The 15679-nt window shown below is 72.8% G+C and carries 17 protein-coding genes; 6 read left to right on the top strand and 11 right to left on the bottom strand.

Annotated elements, in window-relative coordinates:
- Positions 1-44: 44 nt before the first annotated feature.
- Both AC6CKD_RS28610 and sigK read right to left on the bottom strand, forming a co-directional pair.
- Positions 45-791, bottom strand: coding sequence for an anti-sigma factor (locus tag AC6CKD_RS28610; RefSeq protein WP_498331144.1), 747 nt, complete (start codon positions 789-791; stop codon positions 45-47).
- Positions 788-1408, bottom strand: coding sequence for an ECF RNA polymerase sigma factor SigK (gene sigK / locus AC6CKD_RS28605; RefSeq protein ID WP_498331306.1), 621 nt, complete (start codon positions 1406-1408; stop codon positions 788-790). Before sigK ends, AC6CKD_RS28610 begins: the two co-directional genes overlap by 4 nt.
- A gap of 378 nt (positions 1409-1786) precedes the next feature.
- Between sigK and AC6CKD_RS28600 the strand changes: the two genes are divergently transcribed.
- From AC6CKD_RS28600 to AC6CKD_RS28580, 5 genes are all read left to right on the top strand, one after another.
- Positions 1787-2026: a chaplin gene (locus tag AC6CKD_RS28600; RefSeq protein WP_498331142.1), complete on the top strand. Its 240-nt coding sequence runs from the start codon at positions 1787-1789 to the stop codon at positions 2024-2026.
- Positions 2027-2250: 224 nt separating this feature from the next.
- Positions 2251-3840 (top strand): molybdopterin-dependent oxidoreductase, encoded by a 1590-nt coding sequence (locus AC6CKD_RS28595; RefSeq protein WP_498331141.1) that lies wholly within the window; start codon positions 2251-2253, stop codon positions 3838-3840.
- 101 nt (positions 3841-3941) lie between these two features.
- The gene (locus AC6CKD_RS28590) at positions 3942-4595 is read left to right on the top strand and encodes a fasciclin domain-containing protein (protein ID WP_498331139.1); all 654 of its coding nucleotides are present in this window, start codon (positions 3942-3944) and stop codon (positions 4593-4595) included.
- A 284-nt stretch (positions 4596-4879) separates the two neighbouring features.
- Positions 4880-5521 (top strand): RDD family protein, encoded by a 642-nt coding sequence (locus tag AC6CKD_RS28585; protein ID WP_498331137.1) that lies wholly within the window; start codon positions 4880-4882, stop codon positions 5519-5521.
- Positions 5522-5710: 189 nt separating this feature from the next.
- A complete protein-coding gene (locus AC6CKD_RS28580; protein ID WP_498331135.1) occupies positions 5711-6763 on the top strand; it encodes a LacI family DNA-binding transcriptional regulator in 1053 nt (350 codons plus the stop codon).
- A gap of 97 nt (positions 6764-6860) precedes the next feature.
- Here AC6CKD_RS28580 and AC6CKD_RS28575 read toward each other — a convergent pair whose 3' ends face one another.
- The 7 genes from AC6CKD_RS28575 to AC6CKD_RS28545 form a co-directional block, all read right to left on the bottom strand.
- Entirely contained in the window at positions 6861-7202 is a 342-nt protein-coding gene (locus tag AC6CKD_RS28575; protein ID WP_422518019.1) for a TcmI family type II polyketide cyclase, read from the bottom strand.
- A gap of 20 nt (positions 7203-7222) precedes the next feature.
- Positions 7223-7702 (bottom strand): SRPBCC family protein, encoded by a 480-nt coding sequence (locus AC6CKD_RS28570; protein ID WP_498331133.1) that lies wholly within the window; start codon positions 7700-7702, stop codon positions 7223-7225.
- Between the two features lies 1 nt (position 7703).
- Complete coding sequence (locus AC6CKD_RS28565) at positions 7704-7961, bottom strand: phosphopantetheine-binding protein (protein ID WP_498331131.1); 258 nt, start codon at positions 7959-7961, stop codon at positions 7704-7706.
- 18 nt (positions 7962-7979) lie between these two features.
- The gene (locus tag AC6CKD_RS28560) at positions 7980-9215 is read right to left on the bottom strand and encodes a beta-ketoacyl synthase N-terminal-like domain-containing protein (protein ID WP_498331129.1); all 1236 of its coding nucleotides are present in this window, start codon (positions 9213-9215) and stop codon (positions 7980-7982) included.
- Positions 9212-10495 (bottom strand): beta-ketoacyl-[acyl-carrier-protein] synthase family protein, encoded by a 1284-nt coding sequence (locus AC6CKD_RS28555; protein ID WP_498331128.1) that lies wholly within the window; start codon positions 10493-10495, stop codon positions 9212-9214. The genes AC6CKD_RS28560 and AC6CKD_RS28555 overlap by 4 nt, the downstream gene beginning before the upstream one ends.
- Positions 10492-10938 (bottom strand): cupin domain-containing protein, encoded by a 447-nt coding sequence (locus AC6CKD_RS28550; RefSeq protein ID WP_498331126.1) that lies wholly within the window; start codon positions 10936-10938, stop codon positions 10492-10494. Before AC6CKD_RS28550 ends, AC6CKD_RS28555 begins: the two co-directional genes overlap by 4 nt.
- Before the next feature lie 108 nt (positions 10939-11046).
- Positions 11047-12168: a SchA/CurD-like domain-containing protein gene (locus AC6CKD_RS28545; RefSeq protein ID WP_498331124.1), complete on the bottom strand. Its 1122-nt coding sequence runs from the start codon at positions 12166-12168 to the stop codon at positions 11047-11049.
- Positions 12169-12452: 284 nt separating this feature from the next.
- Here AC6CKD_RS28545 and AC6CKD_RS28540 point away from each other — a divergent pair, with 284 nt between their 5' ends.
- On the top strand, positions 12453-14108 hold the full coding sequence (locus AC6CKD_RS28540) for an FAD-dependent oxidoreductase (protein ID WP_498331122.1): 1656 nt from the start codon (positions 12453-12455) through the stop codon (positions 14106-14108).
- A 94-nt stretch (positions 14109-14202) separates the two neighbouring features.
- Here AC6CKD_RS28540 and AC6CKD_RS28535 read toward each other — a convergent pair whose 3' ends face one another.
- Together AC6CKD_RS28535 and AC6CKD_RS28530 are read right to left on the bottom strand one after the other, a co-directional pair.
- Positions 14203-14448: an acyl-CoA carboxylase epsilon subunit gene (locus AC6CKD_RS28535; protein WP_498331121.1), complete on the bottom strand. Its 246-nt coding sequence runs from the start codon at positions 14446-14448 to the stop codon at positions 14203-14205.
- Positions 14449-14896: 448 nt separating this feature from the next.
- Positions 14897-15562, bottom strand: a complete 666-nt coding sequence (locus AC6CKD_RS28530; protein ID WP_498331119.1) for a DUF4360 domain-containing protein — start codon at positions 15560-15562, stop codon at positions 14897-14899.
- Positions 15563-15679: the final 117 nt, after the last annotated feature.

Raw genomic sequence — 15679 nt, 5'->3', positions numbered from 1 at the left:
GGCCACCCGCCGACCGGGGGCCGGGTGCGTCCTACGCCCTACGCCTACGCGGGGAGGGTGAGCAGGACCAGGGGGCTGGTCGTCGGCTGCGGCGATCCCCCGGCGGGCTCCAGGGTCAGGCCGACCGCCGTGGCCGTACCGAGGCCGCCGTCCAGCACGGCCGCCCCGTCGCCGGTCAGGAAGCCGGCCGGGCGCATCGTGCCGCCGTCGGCGAGCCAGAGCTGGTACGTGCGCCCCTCCCCGGCAGCCGGCAGCCGGTCGGCGAGGAACACCGCCCGGTCCCGGGCCGCGGAGGTGATCACCGTCGCGGCGGCTCCGCCGCTGGTGCGGCCGTGAACCGTACGGGCGTCCGGGGCCGTGACCACCGCCCGCAGCTCCTGGCCGCGCGCCTCGGCCTGCCGGGCCTCCTGCCGGAACCGGTCCGCCTGCCCGCTCTCGTAGAGCGCGGCGCCGCCGAACAGCGCCGCCCCGACGAGGGAGGCGGCGACGACGAAGGCCCCGGCCTTGCGCGGGAGCCGGTTCAGGAATCCGGCCGCCCGGCGGACGCCGACCCTCGGGGGAACCTGGCGGACGGTCTCGATGCGGGCGAGGACCTCCGCCTTCAACTGCGGCGGAGGCACGAGGGCCACGGCGGCCGCCAGTCGGCCGGCCGTGGCGGAGAACTCCGCGACGTCCCCGGAGCACGGCGCGCAGTGGGCCAAGTGCCGGGAGAAGGCCTCCTGTTCACCCGGGCCGAGCGCGTCCAGTACGTAGGCCGCGGTGAGGGTGTGCAGTTCTTCGTCGTGCTTCACGTGGTCACCCCCATGCAGTCGCGCAGGCGGATCAGTCCGTCGCGCATCCGGGTCTTGATCGTGGGAAGAGGAGTCTGGAGGGTCTCGGCGACCTCACGGTAGGTCAGCCCCTGGTAGTAGGCGAGGGTGACGGCCTGGCGCTGGAGCTCGGTCAGCCGGCGCAGGCAGCGTTTGACCTGATCGCGTTCGAGCCGGGTCTCCACCTGCTCGCTCACTTCGTCGAAGGGCCGTTCTTGGCCGCGTACGCCCACGTCGTGCTCGCGGGTGGCCGAGGCCTGGGCGGACCGGACCCGGTCGACCGCCCGGCGGTGGGCGATCGTGGCCACCCAGGCCATGACGCTCCCCTGATCGGGGCGGAAACGGGCGGCCTGGCGCCACACGTCGATCATCACCTCCTGGGCGACCTCCTCCGACTGGGCACGGTCGCGCACCACCTTGACCGCGATGCCGAAGACGGTTCCGGCCACGGCGTCGTACAGCGCGGAGAAGGCGTCCTGGTCGCCCTGCGCGACGCGCGCCATCACCTCCGCGAGTTCCGCCGCGGCCGAACCGGGTCCGGTGCCGGTGCCGGGTCCGGGTCCGGTGCCGCCGCCCGGGCCCGGTCCGGGGAAGCGCAGCTTCTCGGGGTTCACCTGAGCGGCCCCCGGGTACGGCCGGGCCCTGGCGGGCACGCCGGGGACGCGAGGGGGTCTCGCCGGTCCATCCATCGCATGAACGATCCTTCGTGGCAGGCGCACCTGCTCCCCGTCCGCCGAGGTCGCGGTGCGCGCCGGGTCCTTGCTGTCTCACCCTGTCTTCGGAGCCGGTCCGCGCGCGGATTGGCCGGCATACACGCGAAACGGCATCCGTTCGGGGGAACCGGCACCCCGGGACCAAACCGCGCCGGGGGGCCTGGCCGAAGGAGGGCTGCGGGCCCGATCCAGGGGCCGCCGCGCGGCGGGTGACGGGGCTGGGCCCCGGAGTCCGCCGCCGCACAGCCAGCAAGGAGATCTGTCGTGTCGCGTGTCCTCAAGACTGCCGCACTCGCCCTCGCTTCGGGGGCCCTTCTCGTGGGCGGGGCCGCGGCGGCCTCGGCCGACGCCGGAGCCCAGGGCCTCGCCGCCCACTCCCCGGGGGTCGGCTCGGGCAACCTGATCCAGATCCCCCTCCACATCCCGGTCAACGCGTGCGGCAACTCGGTCAGTGTGATCGGGCTGCTCAACCCCTCGTTCGGCAACACCTGCGTCAACGCCTGACGGGTCGCACGAGCCGGCGGTCCTCCGGCCCGGCGGGGAGCGGGTCGCCGCTCCTGAGCGCCGCCGGTCCCGGAGGACCCGCGCGGGCGGCGGCCGTCGGCGCCGCCGCCCGCCTGCGCGGCCCGTACGGCATCACCTCGTACGGGCCGCGCGCAAAGGTCAACACGCCGACGGATCTTCACGTGATCGGATGACCGGCCCATCCGGGAGGGGGCCCGCGCCGAATGAGGGTCGTGAGCATCAACCGAAGGACAGTCGAACGCGGCGCCCTCGCCGCGGCGAGCGGCCTGTTGGCGGGGTACGCGGCACTGGCCGCCGCCGAGTTGACCGCGTCCCTGGTGCGGCCGCAGGCGGGACCGGTCACGGTGATCGGCGGGGCGGCCATCGACCGCACGCCGGCGGCGCTCAAGGACTTCGCCATCCGCACCTTCGGCGAGAACGACAAGCTGGTCCTCCAGGCCGGCATCCTCGCCACCGTCGGCCTCCTGGCGGCCCTGCTGGGGCTGTTCGCCCTGCGCCACCGCCGCACGGCGGCGGCCGGCGTCATGGCCTTCGGTGTCCTCGGCGCCGCTGCGGCCCTCGGCCGGCCCGACGCGGCCGGGGCGGGGGACGCACTGCCCTCGCTGGTGGGGGCCGCGGCCGGAACGCTGCTGCTGTACCTGCTGGTGGGAAAGGTGGGAGCACCCGCCGCCCGGCCCGCCGCCGACACCATCGCGCCCGCCGCCTGGAACCGGCGGGGCTTCCTCCTCGCGGCGGGTGTCACCGCCATCGCCGCCACCGGCGCGGGCGTCCTCGGACGGGCCCTGACCGGCCGGCGCGGCGAGGGCGCCGCCGCCTCCCGTGCCGCCGTCCGCCTGCCCGCTCCCGCTTCGCCCGCCGCGCCGATCCCGGCCGGGGCGGCCCTGCGGATTCCCGGGGTCAGCGCCTTCACCACACCGAACAAGGAGTTCTACCGTGTCGACACCGCCCTCGTGGTTCCCAAGATCGACGCCGACGCCTGGCGGCTGCGCATCCACGGCAAGGGCGTCTCCCGCCCGCGCTCCTACTCCTTCGCCGACCTCCTCCAACGCCCGCTGATCGAAAGGGACATCACCCTCACCTGCGTATCGAACGAGGTCGGCGGACCCTACGCGGGCTCCGCACGCTGGCTCGGCGTACGCCTGTCGGACCTGTTGCGGGAGGCGGGCGTCCGGGCACCCTCGCGCGGCGGACGGGCCGACCAGCTGATCGCTCGCTCGGTGGACGCGATGACGCTCGGCACCCCGGTCGAGGAGGTCATGGACGGCCGGGACGCGATGCTGGCCGTCGCCATGAACGGCGAGCCGCTCCCCTTCGAGCACGGCTTCCCGGTCCGGATGGTCGTACCCGGCCTCTACGGCTACGTCTCCGCCTGCAAGTGGATCCGGGAGATCGAGCTCACCACCTTCGACTCCTACGACCCGTACTGGGTCAAGCGCGGCTGGGCGCGCCGGGCTCCGGTCAAGACGCAGGCCCGGATCGACACCCCCAAGCCCTTCGCCCGGATCCCGGCCGGGACCGTGGCGGTGGCCGGAGTGGCGTGGGCCCAGCACCGAGGCATCGAGCGGGTCGAGGTCCAGATCGACGACGGGCCGTGGCAGGAGGCCTCGCTCGCGGCGCAGGCCACCACCGACACCTGGCGCCAGTGGTCCTTCGCCTGGAAGGCCGCGCAGGGCGGCCACCGGTTGACCGTCCGCGCCACGGACGGCCGGGGCGAGGTGCAGACCGAGCTGCGGACCCGCACCGTCCCGGACGGCGCGAGCGGACGGCACGGCGTCTTCGTCACGGTCGACTGACCGAAGCGGCGCCGGTTTCCCACCAGTTCACACACTTTCTCCTTCTCTCCCGAATTCCGTCTCGAATTCCGCATTCACCCACCCCTTTTCTGGAGAACACCATGAACACCCTTCGTTTCCGCCGTACCGCCCTCGCCGTCGCCACGGCCGCCGTACTGCCCTTCGCCCTGGCCGCCTGCTCCGACTCCGGATCCGGCAAGGACGCGGCCGCGGGTGCGGCCGCCGAAGCGAGCGCGGACACCTCCTCCCCCGCCGCCGACGCCTCGGCGCCGATGCCGGTGGACGGACCCTTCGGTGCCGCGTGCGCCGGTGTCCCGAAGGAGGGCGCGGGCAGCTTCGACGGCATGGCCAAGGACCCGGTCGCGACCGCCGCGTCCAACAACCCGGCGCTGTCCACCCTGGTGGCGGCCGTCAAGCAGGCCGGGCTCGTCGACACGCTCAACAACGCCAAGGACATCACGGTGTTCGCGCCGACCAACGACGCCTTCGCCAAGATCCCGAAGGCCGACCTCGACAAGGTCCTCGCCGACAAGGCGACGCTGACCAAGATCCTCACGTACCACGTGGTCGGCGAGAAGCTGACGCCGAAGCAGCTCGAGAACGGCTCCTTCGCCACGCTGGAGACCGGGAAGGTGACCACCACCGGCTCGGGCGAGTCCTACAAGGTCAACGGCACGTCCAACGTGGTCTGCGGCAACGTCCCGACCGCGAACGCCACCGTGTACATCGTGGACACCGTCCTGATGCCCCAGTAGGAGCGGAGGCGCGAAGCGGTGACCCGCAGGGGCGCCGCTCGTTGTAGAAGCGGTCAGCGAAGTGGCCCCCGGAGTCCCGGACCCGTCCTCAGGGTCCGGGACTCCATGCCGTGTTCACCGGTCCGTCACGTGGGCGGCACACGTGACGACGGATTGGACAAGTGGCCGATGTTACTAACACCATGGCCCCGCAAGTTCGCGGCTGCGCAGGGGGGCAAACCCGCTCGTTTCACGTCCCTCCGCCGGGCCGCTCGTCCCCGTCACACCCCTGGAGAGACTTCGCCATGAGCTTCGGCGACCCGAACAACCCCTACGGCCAGCAGCAGCCCCCGCAGGGTCAGCCCGGCTACCCCCAGGGCCAGCCCGGCTACCCGCAGCAGGCTCCGCAGGGTGTCCCGCCGCAGTACGGATACCCGCAGCAGCCCGTGGGCGGCGTCCCCCCGCAGCAGCCGTACGGCGCGTACCCGCCGGCCGGCATGCCGCCCATGCCGGGTTCCGGGATGCCGCCGCTGGCGCACTGGGGCCTGCGCTTCGGCGGGACCCTCCTCGACGGTCTGATCACCGTGGGACCGATGTACGCCCTCGGCTTCATCGACCTCGCCATGAGCGACGACGCGGGCGCCTCCGGGCCGGGCGTCTTCTTCATGATCGGCATGCTCTACGCCTTCGGCATGGGCATCTTCAACCTCTACAAGGAAGGCACGACCGGCCAGTCGATCGGCAAGAAGATCGTCGGGATCAGCGTGCGCCGCGAGGCCGACGGCAGCGTCCTCGGCTTCGGCATGGCCTTCGTCCGCAAGCTGGCGCACTTCCTCGACGGCATCGCCTGCTACATCGGCTACCTGTGGCCGCTGTGGGACGCCAAGAAGCAGACCTTCGCCGACAAGGTGTGCAACACCGTCGTCATCGTGGTCCCCAAGGGCTGACACGGCCCGGCGTCGGGGCCCGTCCGGTTTCCGGGCGGGCCCCGACGCGTTTCACCACGGCCGCGTGCGGCCGGGGCCGTTGAGGGAGCGCTCTCAGCGTCCCCGGCGGTACGGGTTACCCTGCTCTCCGACAGGGCCGGGGCCCGCGGGTCCCCGGCTGCCGCCCCCGGACTCGCACGAGGAGCGCCCGTGGCCGAACAGGTCCCCGCCGGCCGGCCCACCCTGGAGGCGGTGGCCGCGCGCGCCGGAGTGTCCAGGGCCACCGCGTCCCGGGTCGTCAACGGCGGCGACGGCGTCCGCCCGCACCTCGTGGACAAGGTCCGCGCGGCCGTCCTGGACCTCGGCTACGTGCCCAACCACGCGGCCCGCACGCTCGTCACCCGGCGCACCGGGGCGGTCGCCGTGATCATCGCCGAGCCGGAGATCCGGATCTTCTCCGACCCCTTCTTCTCCCGCCAGGTCCGCGGCATCAGCAGGGAGCTGACCGCGCACGACACGCAGTTGGTCCTGCTCCTGGTGGAGCACCGCGGGGACTACGACCGGATCGAGCGGTATCTGGCGGGCGGCCACGTCGACGGCGCGCTCGCGTTCTCGCTGCACACCGACGACCCGCTGCCCGCGATCACGCGCCGCATCGGCATGCCCACCGTCTACGGCGGGCGCCCCGACTGGACCGAACAGCACGGCGGGTCCGGGCCCTGCGGTCCGGTCTCCTACGTCGACGCCGACAACCGCGGCGGTGCGCGCGAGGCCGTACGGTACCTGGTGTCCCGGGGGCGGCGACAGATCGCGCACATCGCCGGGCCGCTGGACCAGACGTCGGCGACCGACCGCCTCGACGGGTACCGGGACGTGCTCCTCGACGCGGACCCGGCGCTGGTCGCCGAGGGCGACTTCACGACGGCGGGCGGCGCCCGGGCGATGGCCGAACTGCTGGATCGCTGCCCGGACCTCGACGCGGTGTTCGCCGCCAACGACCTGATGGCGACGGGCGCGCTGGGCGTGCTGCGCGAGCGGGGCCGGACCGTGCCGGGCGACGTGGCGCTGGTCGGCTTCGACGACGCCGAGCTGGTGGCGCAGTGCGCCGATCCGCCGCTGACGACCGTACGCCAGGACATCGAGGGCATGGGACGCCTGATGGTCCGCCTGCTGCTGCGGTCCCTGGACCCGGCACACGCATCGCAGCGGGTGCCGGGTTCCGTGATCACCCCGACCTCGCTGGTGCTGCGCGGCTCTGCCTGAGGCACCGACTCCCGGGGGACGGTGACACGGTGGCGGGCCCCGCACCAGGTGGGTGCGGGGCCCGAGGCCTGCCGGTCGCGCGGGTCGCTCCGTACGGCTAGCCCGTACGGGAGCCGGCCGGGCGCTCCCAGCGGTAGAACTCCTGGGCCATGGCGTCCTTCGGGCTGCGCCAGGTCTCCGGGTTGTGCGGGCTGACGTAGGCGGTGAGCCGGTCGCTGAGGTCCCGGAACTCGGGGTGGCCGGTCACTTCGGCGATGGCCGGGCCGGGGGGCCGGTCCGACTCGATGAAGTGCATGTACACGTCGCCGAACTGGAAGAGGCTGCGGCGGGTGACCCCGACGAGGTGCGGCAGCTCGCCCGCGTCCGAGGCCGCGAAGAGCTCGGCGATGTCGGGGGCGGACTGCGGCGCCATGCGGGCCACGATGAGTGCGCGGTGCATCCGGTGTGCTGCCTTTCGTTTCAGACGCGGCTGGCCGCGGGCGTGCGGCTCTCGCGTTCGCGCTGTTCGATCTTGTCCCGGATCAGTTCCAGCTGGATCTTGGAGTTGTGGTTGATGCGCTGGGTCATCCCGGCGTCGTCGACGGGCGCCTGCGGCTTCATCGCGAAGTCCTGGGTCCACACCATCCGGGTGCCGCCGGGGACTTCGAAGTACTGCCAGTGGATGTCCATGTGCTCGAACGGGCCGGTCTCGACCCGGCGGGCGCGCACGGTGCGGCTGACGGGGTCGGGGGTGCGTTCGGAGACCCAGCTCCACACGGTGCCGTTCTCGTCGGGGTGCATCGTCAGGCGGAAGCGGGTGGTGGGCCCGTCCTCCTCCAGGATCTCCAGCGAGGCGTACTCGCTGAACAGCCCGGGCCAGCTCGGGAGGTCGTTGGTCATCTCCCAGACGGCGTCGATGGGCGCCTTGACGACGATCTCGTTCTCGGTGTGTCCTGCCATTTCAAGCTCCGGTCATGAGGCTGGTGTTGACGAGTTCGAGGAACTCCTTGGGGGTCTTGCAGCGGTCCGCGTCGGCGGGCAGGGCCCGGCCGCGCTGGTTCTCCAGCAGCCCGACGATGCCCAGCAGGCCCAGTGAATCGAGGCCGTAGTCGTCGAACAGGGAGTCCGGGCGGTTCTTCATGTCGGCCGGGTCCACGGTGATGCCGGCCCCGGACTTCATCAGGGCGGCCAGCTCCTCGACGGTCAGTCGTTCGGACATGAGCGGCTCCTTCTGTCTCTAGGAGGGGATTCGGATGACGAGCGCGGCGTTGGAGCCCATGAGGCCCCGGCTCAGCACCAGCGCGGTGCGCAGCTCCGCCGGGCGGGCGCTGCCGGTCACCACGTCGAGGTCGTGGCACACGTCGAAGACGTTCGGCGTGGGCGGGACGATGCCGTGCTCCAGGGCGAGGACCGCGGCGGCGGTGTCCAGGGCGGGGGCCGCGCAGTAGGCCCGGCCCGTCCCGGTCTTGGGCGCCGTGACCGGCACCTTGCGCCCGTGCCCGCCGAGGGCGGAGTGGATCGCGGCCGCCTCGGCCCGGTCTGCTTCCGGGGTGCCGAGCGCGTCGGCGAAGACCACGTCGACCTCCTCGGGGGCGCAGCCCGCGTCCCGCAGGGCGCCCTTGATGGCGCGGGCGAGGCCCTCGGCGGACGCGTCGGCCCGTTCGGGGTGGTGCGGGCCGGTGAAGGTCGCCGCGTGCCCGGCCAGCAGGGCCCGGACGGAGGCGCCGCGGCGCAGGGCCGCCTGCTCCTCCTCCACCAGGAACATCGCGCCGCCCTCTGCGGGTACGAACCCGCAGGCCTTCTCGGTGAAGGGCCGGTAGGCGCGCTCCGGGTCCTCGTGTGTGCTCAGTGCCTCGTAGCCGAGCTGGCAGACGATGGAGTACGGGGCCAGGGGCGCCTCGGTGGCTCCGACGAGCATGGCCTTGCTGCCCTGGCCGATGGCCCGGGCGGCGTGCGCGAAGGCGTCGAGTCCGCCCGCCTCGTCGGCGGCGACCACCCCGCAGGGGCCCTTGAGGCCCCGGCGGATGGAGATCTGTCCGGTGCTGGCCGCGTAGAACCAGGCGATCGACTGGTACGGGCCGACGTAGCGCGGGCCCTGGCCCCAGAGGTGCTGCAGCTCGCGCTGGCCGAACTCGCCGCCGCCCGATCCGGCGGCGGTGACCACGCCGACCGAGAAGGGGTCGTCCTCGTAGTCGGCCCGGCCCAGCCGGCCGTCCTCCAGGGCGAGGTCGGCCGCGGCGAGGGCGTGGTGGGTGTAGCGGTCGGTCTGGACGAGGTAGCGCTCCTCGACCATCGAGGCCGCGTCGAAGCCCCGTACCTCGCCCGCCACGCGCAGCGGGAGGTGTTCGCAGCCCTCGCGGGTGACGCGGTCCAGGACGGAGGCGCCCGACTGGGTCGCCTTCCAGAAGGCCTCGGCTCCGATGCCGTTGGGTGCGACGACGCCGATGCCCGTGATGACCGTGCGGACGCTCACGAGACCACCTCCTCCTTGCGCTCGTCGGGGCGGTTCATGACGACCGCGGACTGGAAGCCGCCGAAACCGCTGCCGACGGAGAGCACGCTGCGCAGCGTGCGCTCGCGGGCGACCCGCGGGACGTAGTCCAGGTCGCATTCGGGGTCGGGGGTCTCGTAGTTGGCCGTGGGCGGGACGACCTGGTGGGTCATCGCCAGGACGCAGGCGGCCAGTTCGATCGCCCCGATGGCGCCGAGCGAGTGCCCCACCATGGACTTGATGGAGGTCATCGGCGTCTTGTAGGCGTGGTCTCCGAGGACCTTCTTGACCGCGGCGGTCTCGTGGCGGTCGTTCTGCTTGGTCCCGGAGCCGTGCGCGTTGACGTAGTCGATCTCGCGGGCGTCGGTCCGGGCCTGGGCGAGGGCGGTTTCGATGGCGCGGGCCATCTCCAGGCCTTCGGTGGTCAGCCCCGTCATGTGGTGGGCGTTGCCGAAGGTGGCGTAGCCGCCGATCTCGCAGTAGACGGTCGCGCCGCGCGCGCGGGCGTGTTCCAGCTCTTCCAGGACGAGGACGGCGCCGCCTTCGCCGAGGACGAAGCCGTCACGGTCGGCGTCGAAGGGCCGGGAGGCGTGGGCGGGATCGTCGTTGTTGGGCGAAGTGGCCTTGATGGCGTCGAAGCAGGCCACGGTGATCGGCGAGACGGGTGAGTCGGAGGCGCCGGCGATGCAGACGTCCATCTTGCCCCCGGCGATGGAGTGGAAGGCGTAGCCGATGGCGTCGAGTCCGGAGGTGCAGCCGGTGGAGACGGTCTGGACCGGTCCGCGTGCTCCCGTCTTCTCCGCGACGGCGGAGGCCAGGGTGGCTGGGGTGAAGGCGCGGTGCAGGTGGGCCCCGGCGAGCCGGTGGTCCACGTCCCACCAGTCGCCCGACTGGCTGACGGCCACGTAGTCGTTCTCCAGGCGGGTGGTGCCGCCCACGGCCGTGCCCAGGGAGACTCCGGTGCGCCAGGCTTCGTCCGTGGTGAGGTCGAGTCCGGCGTCGCGCACCGCCTCGGCTGCGGCGACCAGCGCGAACTGGATGTACCGGTCCGCGCGGGCCGCCTCCTCGGCGCCGAGGCCGTGTGCGGCGGGGTCGAAGTCGACCTCCGCGGCTATCCGGGAGCGGAAGCCGGTCGGGTCGAACAGGGTGATGCCGCGGGTCGCCGTACGCCCGTTGGAGAGCAGCTCCCAGAAGGCGGAGGCGCCGATCCCACCGGGGGCGACGACGCCGACCCCGGTGACGGCCACGCGTCGGCGGGTCACGAGACCGCTCCCGCGCGGTCCGGGGGCCGCTCCCAGGCGGACCCCTCCGGGTGGACGGCCTCCTCGGTGTCCACGTGCCCGAGCTTCGGGTCCGGGGCGAGCGGTCCGAGGTGGAAGACCATGCGGGCTTCGGTGCCGCCGACGTTGCGGAACCGGTGGCGCACGTTCATGGGGACGAGGAGGCCCTGGTCGGTGAGGAGCGGGTGGGCCTCGCCGTCGAGGTCGACCTCCAGCTCACCGGCGACCACGAACACGAACTCCTCCGAGTACGGGTGGTAGTGCTCGGCGATGTGCTCGCCCGGCGCCATGACGGCCAGCCCCATGAAGCCGCTGGTGCAGCCCACCGAGGTCGGTGTGAGGACGGCCCTCAGGTCGCCGCCGCGCCTCGTGTTGGGCTGCGTCTCGCTGAGGTCCACGATGTGCGGTGGGCGTTGTCTGGTCATGGCGGGGGTTCCTCCTGGCGGTGGGGAGCCTGGACGGGGCTGGTGGGTGGGGGGTCCGGGGACGTGGGGTCCGGGGCCGGGCGGGCCGGGTTCGGGATGCCGCTGCGGTCAGTGTTCGGCGGGGGCCCGGCGGTCGGTGATCAGGCTCATGGTGTGGCGGACCGCGGACGCGGCGGCCCCGCCGGGCCCGCTGACGGGTCCGGCCATCAGGCGGGCGAGGACGGCCGCCTTGCGCGGCCCCCGGACGCCGAAGGCGGTTTCCAGCCCGTCGCCGTGCGGGCTGCGCACGTCGATGAGGCGTACGACGATGTCGTCGCGCTGGAAGATGCTGCTGCTCACGGTCGGGGCGCCGGACCGGTGGGCGGCTTCCTCGTCCTGCCGGGCGAGGAACCGGGCCAGCGCGGGTCCGCAGCCGGGCTTGGCCGGGTAGTACAGCGCGTGGCGTCGCACGTCGGAGCGGTCGGCGCCGCCGGCTTCGCGCGCGGCGACGTGGTGGACGGCCGGGAGCGCGGCCCGCATGAAGAACATCCGGGCGGACTCGGGGTCGCCGAGGTCGCGGTCCTGCTCCAGGTAGGGGTTGATGGCCTCTTCGACGGCCCGCACCTCGGGCTGCTCGGAGACGTGCCGCAGGGCTGCCATCAGGTCGCCGCGGACCTCCACCGTACGCACGACCCGGTTGCCGTGCATGAACAGCGAGGTCCGCAGGAGCCGGGTGTGGCCGTCGACGTTCGCCGCCGGCGAGGCGTAGCTGGAGAGGATCTCGGCGACGTTCTTCTCGCTGCCGGGCTTGACCGTGAAGGTCAGGGCGTGGCGCACGATGCCGGCGCCGAGCCGGGGCGCTTCCTGCAGCCGGGCGCCCGTGGGCCGCTGCGCGTCCTGGTAGCCGCGGCCGGTCTCGCGCAGGACGGTGTACTTGAGCGGGCGCATGGCGCGGGCGCAGGCGCCGAGCGGTCGCACCTGCTCGGCGTGGTGCTCGCTGTTGACCCAGGCGAGGTACTGCGGGGCGCTCTCCCACTCGCTGGTGATGAGCCACTGCGAGGGGTTCTCGAAGGACTGGCAGAGCTGGTCGCTGATGTGGCCGGGCTCCGACGCGATGTCGTGGCGCAGTTGCTCGTACGCCTCGAAGAACCGCTGCTGGGCTCCTTCGTGGAGGTCCATCAGCAGGACGACCCGGAGCATGGATCCGTCGAAGGCGGACTGTGACACCCGTTCGGACAGGGTGGTCGTCATCTGCTCACTCCTTCGTGAGGGCCCTGGGGGAGGGCGGGGATGTTCATCGCGTACGGACCCTCGTCCGTCATCGTGGTGGCCGCCCGGACCGGCGGCCGTCGCGGGGACGGCAGGCCGGCGTGTCTTCGGGGGAACCGCTGTCGCTCATCGTCATCCGGGTGGGGACGTACCGCTACATCTCCGGATCAAGCGGGTGACAACCGGCGTATCTCCTGGGCTTGGCCGGCGATCGGGGGCATAAAAGAGTGCACTCCCCCCACACAGAATTCAGGAGCTCGCAGCTGATGGAAGACACGGCAGATGTTCGCGTACCGGTTCTCGTCGTGGGCGGCTCCCTCGTGGGTCTGTCCACCTCGCTGTTCCTGAGCCGTCACGGCGTCAGGCACCTGGTAGTGGAGAAGCACGCCGGTACCTCCGACCACCCGCGCGGGCGCGGTATCAACGCCCGGACCATGGAGTTGTTCCGGGTGGCCGGGGCGGAGGGCGCCATCCGGCAGGCGGCGTCCGCGCTGGAGAACAACATGGGCATCCTGCAGACGGAGTCCCTGCTGGGCGGCGACCACAAGTGGCTGGTCAAGGCCATCGACCCGGCCGGGGCGCTCAGCAAGTTCAGCCCGACCGGCTGGTGCGTGTGCAGCCAGAACAACATCGAGCCGATCCTCGCCGCGCAGAGCCGCGCCCAGGGCGCCGACGTGCGGTTCTCGACCGAGCTGATGAGCTTCGACCAGGACGAGACCGGGGTGAACGCGCTGGTCAAGGACCGGGAGACCGGTGAGCACATCACCGTGCGCGCCGACTTCCTGATCGCCGCGGACGGCCCGCGCAGCCCCGTGCGCGAGCAGTTGCGCATCCCCCAGACGGGCAGCGGCGAGCTGTTCCACAACGTCAGCGTCACCTTCCGCTCGCGGCAGCTCGTCGAGGTGCTCGGCGACCTGCGGTTCATCGTCTGCTACCTGATGAAGCCGGGTGCGGACGGTGCGCTGCTGCCGGTGGACAACGACACCCAGTGGGTCTTCCACCTGCCGTGGCACCCGGACCAGGGCGAAACCCTGGAGGACTTCACCGAGGAGCGGTGCAGGGAGCAGATCCGGGCCGCGATCGGCGTACCGGACCTGGACGTGGAGATCGGCGGCAAGGCTCCCTGGCACGCGGCGGAACGGATCGCCGAGCGGTACTCCTCCGGTCGGGTGTTCCTGGCCGGCGACGCGGCCCACGAGATGTCCCCCACCGGCGCGTTCGGCTCCAACACCGGCATCCAGGACGCGCACAACCTGGCCTGGAAGATCGCGGCGGTCCTGAACGGGTCGGCGGGCATGGAACTGCTGGAGACCTACGGGGCAGAGCGGCACCCGGTGGCCGTGGCGACCGCCCAGCGCGCCTCGGCGCGTTCGGCGGAGCACAGCCACCCCGGGTACGCGCCGCCGCCCACCATGGGCGGCGGACCGGGCAGCGGGGTCCTGACGACGGCGATGGCCTACGCGTACCCGAGCGGCGCCTTCGTCGGCGGTGCCCCGGACCGGCCCGTCATCCCGGAGGGGATGCGCATGACGGGCGACCCCGGCACGCGGGCCCCGCACATGTGGCTGACGCGGGCCGACGGCGAGCGGGTCTCCACGGTGGACCTGTACGAGCGCGCCTTCGTGCTGCTCTGCGGCGCGGGCTCGCCGTGGCGGGCGGCGGCCGAACGGGTGGCCGAGCGGCTGTCGGTGAAGCTGGACACGTATTCAATCGGATCCGCTGCGATCGGGTCCGCGGGCGCTGCCGGGACGGATCTGGTGCAGGAGGAGGGCTCCGACTGGAGCGAGGTGCACGCCATGTCCGAGGCGGGCGCCGTGCTGGTGCGGCCGGACGGGTTCGTCGCGTGGCGCTCGCAGGGGCCGGTGGCCGATGCCGAGGCCGCACTGTCCGAGGCGCTGTCCACGGTCCTGCGCAGGGCCTGACCGGCCCGTACGCCGAGTGGTCCCCCTGCCGCCGGCCCGTAAGCGGGCCGGGGGCAGGGGCGTTCATGGGTGTCACCGATCCGTGCGGGTCGCTTCAGCCGCAGGCCCAGCAGCCCGCCCAGCAGCCGGAGCCGTGGTGCGCGGGGCGCCGGCGCCGGGCGGCCCCGGCGGGGGCCGTTGCCGCTCCGGCGGAGTTGCGGCGGGCGAAACAGGCGACGACCACCGCGATCGCGGCGAGTTCCTCGGGGGCGGCCACGCCCTTCTCCACACGGAGCAGGCTGGCTATCGGGGCTATCTGAGCTATCGGAGCGTCCTTCAGCATCGGCTCGGCCTCTCGCACAGGCGGATAGCAGGACCCCCCTCGCGGAATCCAAGGACTCCGGACGTTGCCGACGCTAGCGGTGCGCGACATGCCCGGCATGCCCGGCAGTTGCGCGAAAGCCCAGGTCGCAGCCGCGCCGACCGGGTGACGCCGGGTTTTGGGCCGCGCGCGGTGATTGGGCCGTAGGAGTGGCGGGCCCCCGGCTGACGGAGCACGGGTCCCGCTTCCGGCGGACCGGATCGCCGGGGCGGTGCCTCACACCGTCCCCCCGAACGAGCGGCAGCGCGGGGCGGCCGCGCAAGACTCCCGGGCGAAAGCCCTGCGCGGCCGCCCGTACGGGGCGCGCCGGGCCGGTTCGGCGTGGCCTCTTCAGCAGGTCCGCTTCAGCAGGTCCGCTTCGGCGTGGCGGCCGGTTCGGCGGGCCGGGGCGCCTTTTTCAGGAGACGCGCCCACTGGGGGCCACCCCTCATGAGCACTTCTTCCACGCGAAGTGGTACACGCTGTTGATGCTGCCGTCGGTGGAGTCGAGGGCCATGTAGCTGGTCGTCGACGGGTCCGAGGTGCCGACCTCGGCGCGCAGTTCGGTGTTGATGTTGAAGTTGCGCAGTTCGCCACAGGGGGCGAAGACCAGAGCCTCGATGCCCGTGGTGTCGCTGGCCTGCCAGTTGTCGTCGAGCTTGCCGTGGAACTTGTGCGTGCGGGAGTCGGTCTGCTTCATGCCCTGGAAGTAGTAGCTGGCCTTCTGGGTGCCGATCGCGCCCTGCTGGAGGCTGCCGAATCCCCGGTAGTCGACCTGGGCGACGGCGTAGGTGTACCCCTGCGGGACGCGTACGAGCAGGGAGAGCAGACAGTTCTTGCGGCCGTCGGTCGCGTCGCTCTTCCCGCCCGCAATGGCCAGGTACTCGCTGTAGGTGACGGTGAAGGCCGAGTTGTCCTCGGCCACGGCGACGGTGGCGCTGCCCGGGCGGCAGCCCGTGCCGTTGACCGTGGCGACGTCGACGGTCACCCGGTCCTCCGGGGCGGCGGGGGCCGCCGAGCCGCCCGCCGCCCCGGCGGAGGAGGCGGGCAGGAGGGCAAGGAGGCCGCCGGTCACGAGGACGGCGCCGAGCGCGGTGCGCAGTGTTCTGATCACCCGGCCATGGAAGCGGTCCGTACCCGGCCGATCGGTGAACGGGTGCGCGGTCTCACTCCGATGGCCGGGCCCTTTCACCGCAGAAACGTTCGGTCAGGGCCTCGGGGAGGGCCGAAC

The organism is Streptomyces sp. GQ60 (assembly GCF_059758875.1).
This window is presented reverse-complemented; position numbering and strand designations above follow the sequence as displayed.

Coding starts and splice junctions, on each gene's coding strand:
- AC6CKD_RS28565 (WP_498331131.1), bottom strand. CDS start 7,961: ATGTCCGAACGACTGACCGTCGAGGAGCTGGCCGCCCTGATGAAGTCC.
- AC6CKD_RS28570 (WP_498331133.1), bottom strand. CDS start 7,702: ATGGCAGGACACACCGAGAACGAGATCGTCGTCAAGGCGCCCATCGAC.
- AC6CKD_RS28590 (WP_498331139.1), top strand. CDS start 3,942: ATGAACACCCTTCGTTTCCGCCGTACCGCCCTCGCCGTCGCCACGGCC.
- AC6CKD_RS28575 (WP_422518019.1), bottom strand. CDS start 7,202: ATGCACCGCGCACTCATCGTGGCCCGCATGGCGCCGCAGTCCGCCCCC.
- AC6CKD_RS28585 (WP_498331137.1), top strand. CDS start 4,880: ATGAGCTTCGGCGACCCGAACAACCCCTACGGCCAGCAGCAGCCCCCG.
- AC6CKD_RS28540 (WP_498331122.1), top strand. CDS start 12,453: ATGGAAGACACGGCAGATGTTCGCGTACCGGTTCTCGTCGTGGGCGGC.
- AC6CKD_RS28550 (WP_498331126.1), bottom strand. CDS start 10,938: ATGACCAGACAACGCCCACCGCACATCGTGGACCTCAGCGAGACGCAG.
- AC6CKD_RS28595 (WP_498331141.1), top strand. CDS start 2,251: ATGAGGGTCGTGAGCATCAACCGAAGGACAGTCGAACGCGGCGCCCTC.
- AC6CKD_RS28545 (WP_498331124.1), bottom strand. CDS start 12,168: ATGACGACCACCCTGTCCGAACGGGTGTCACAGTCCGCCTTCGACGGA.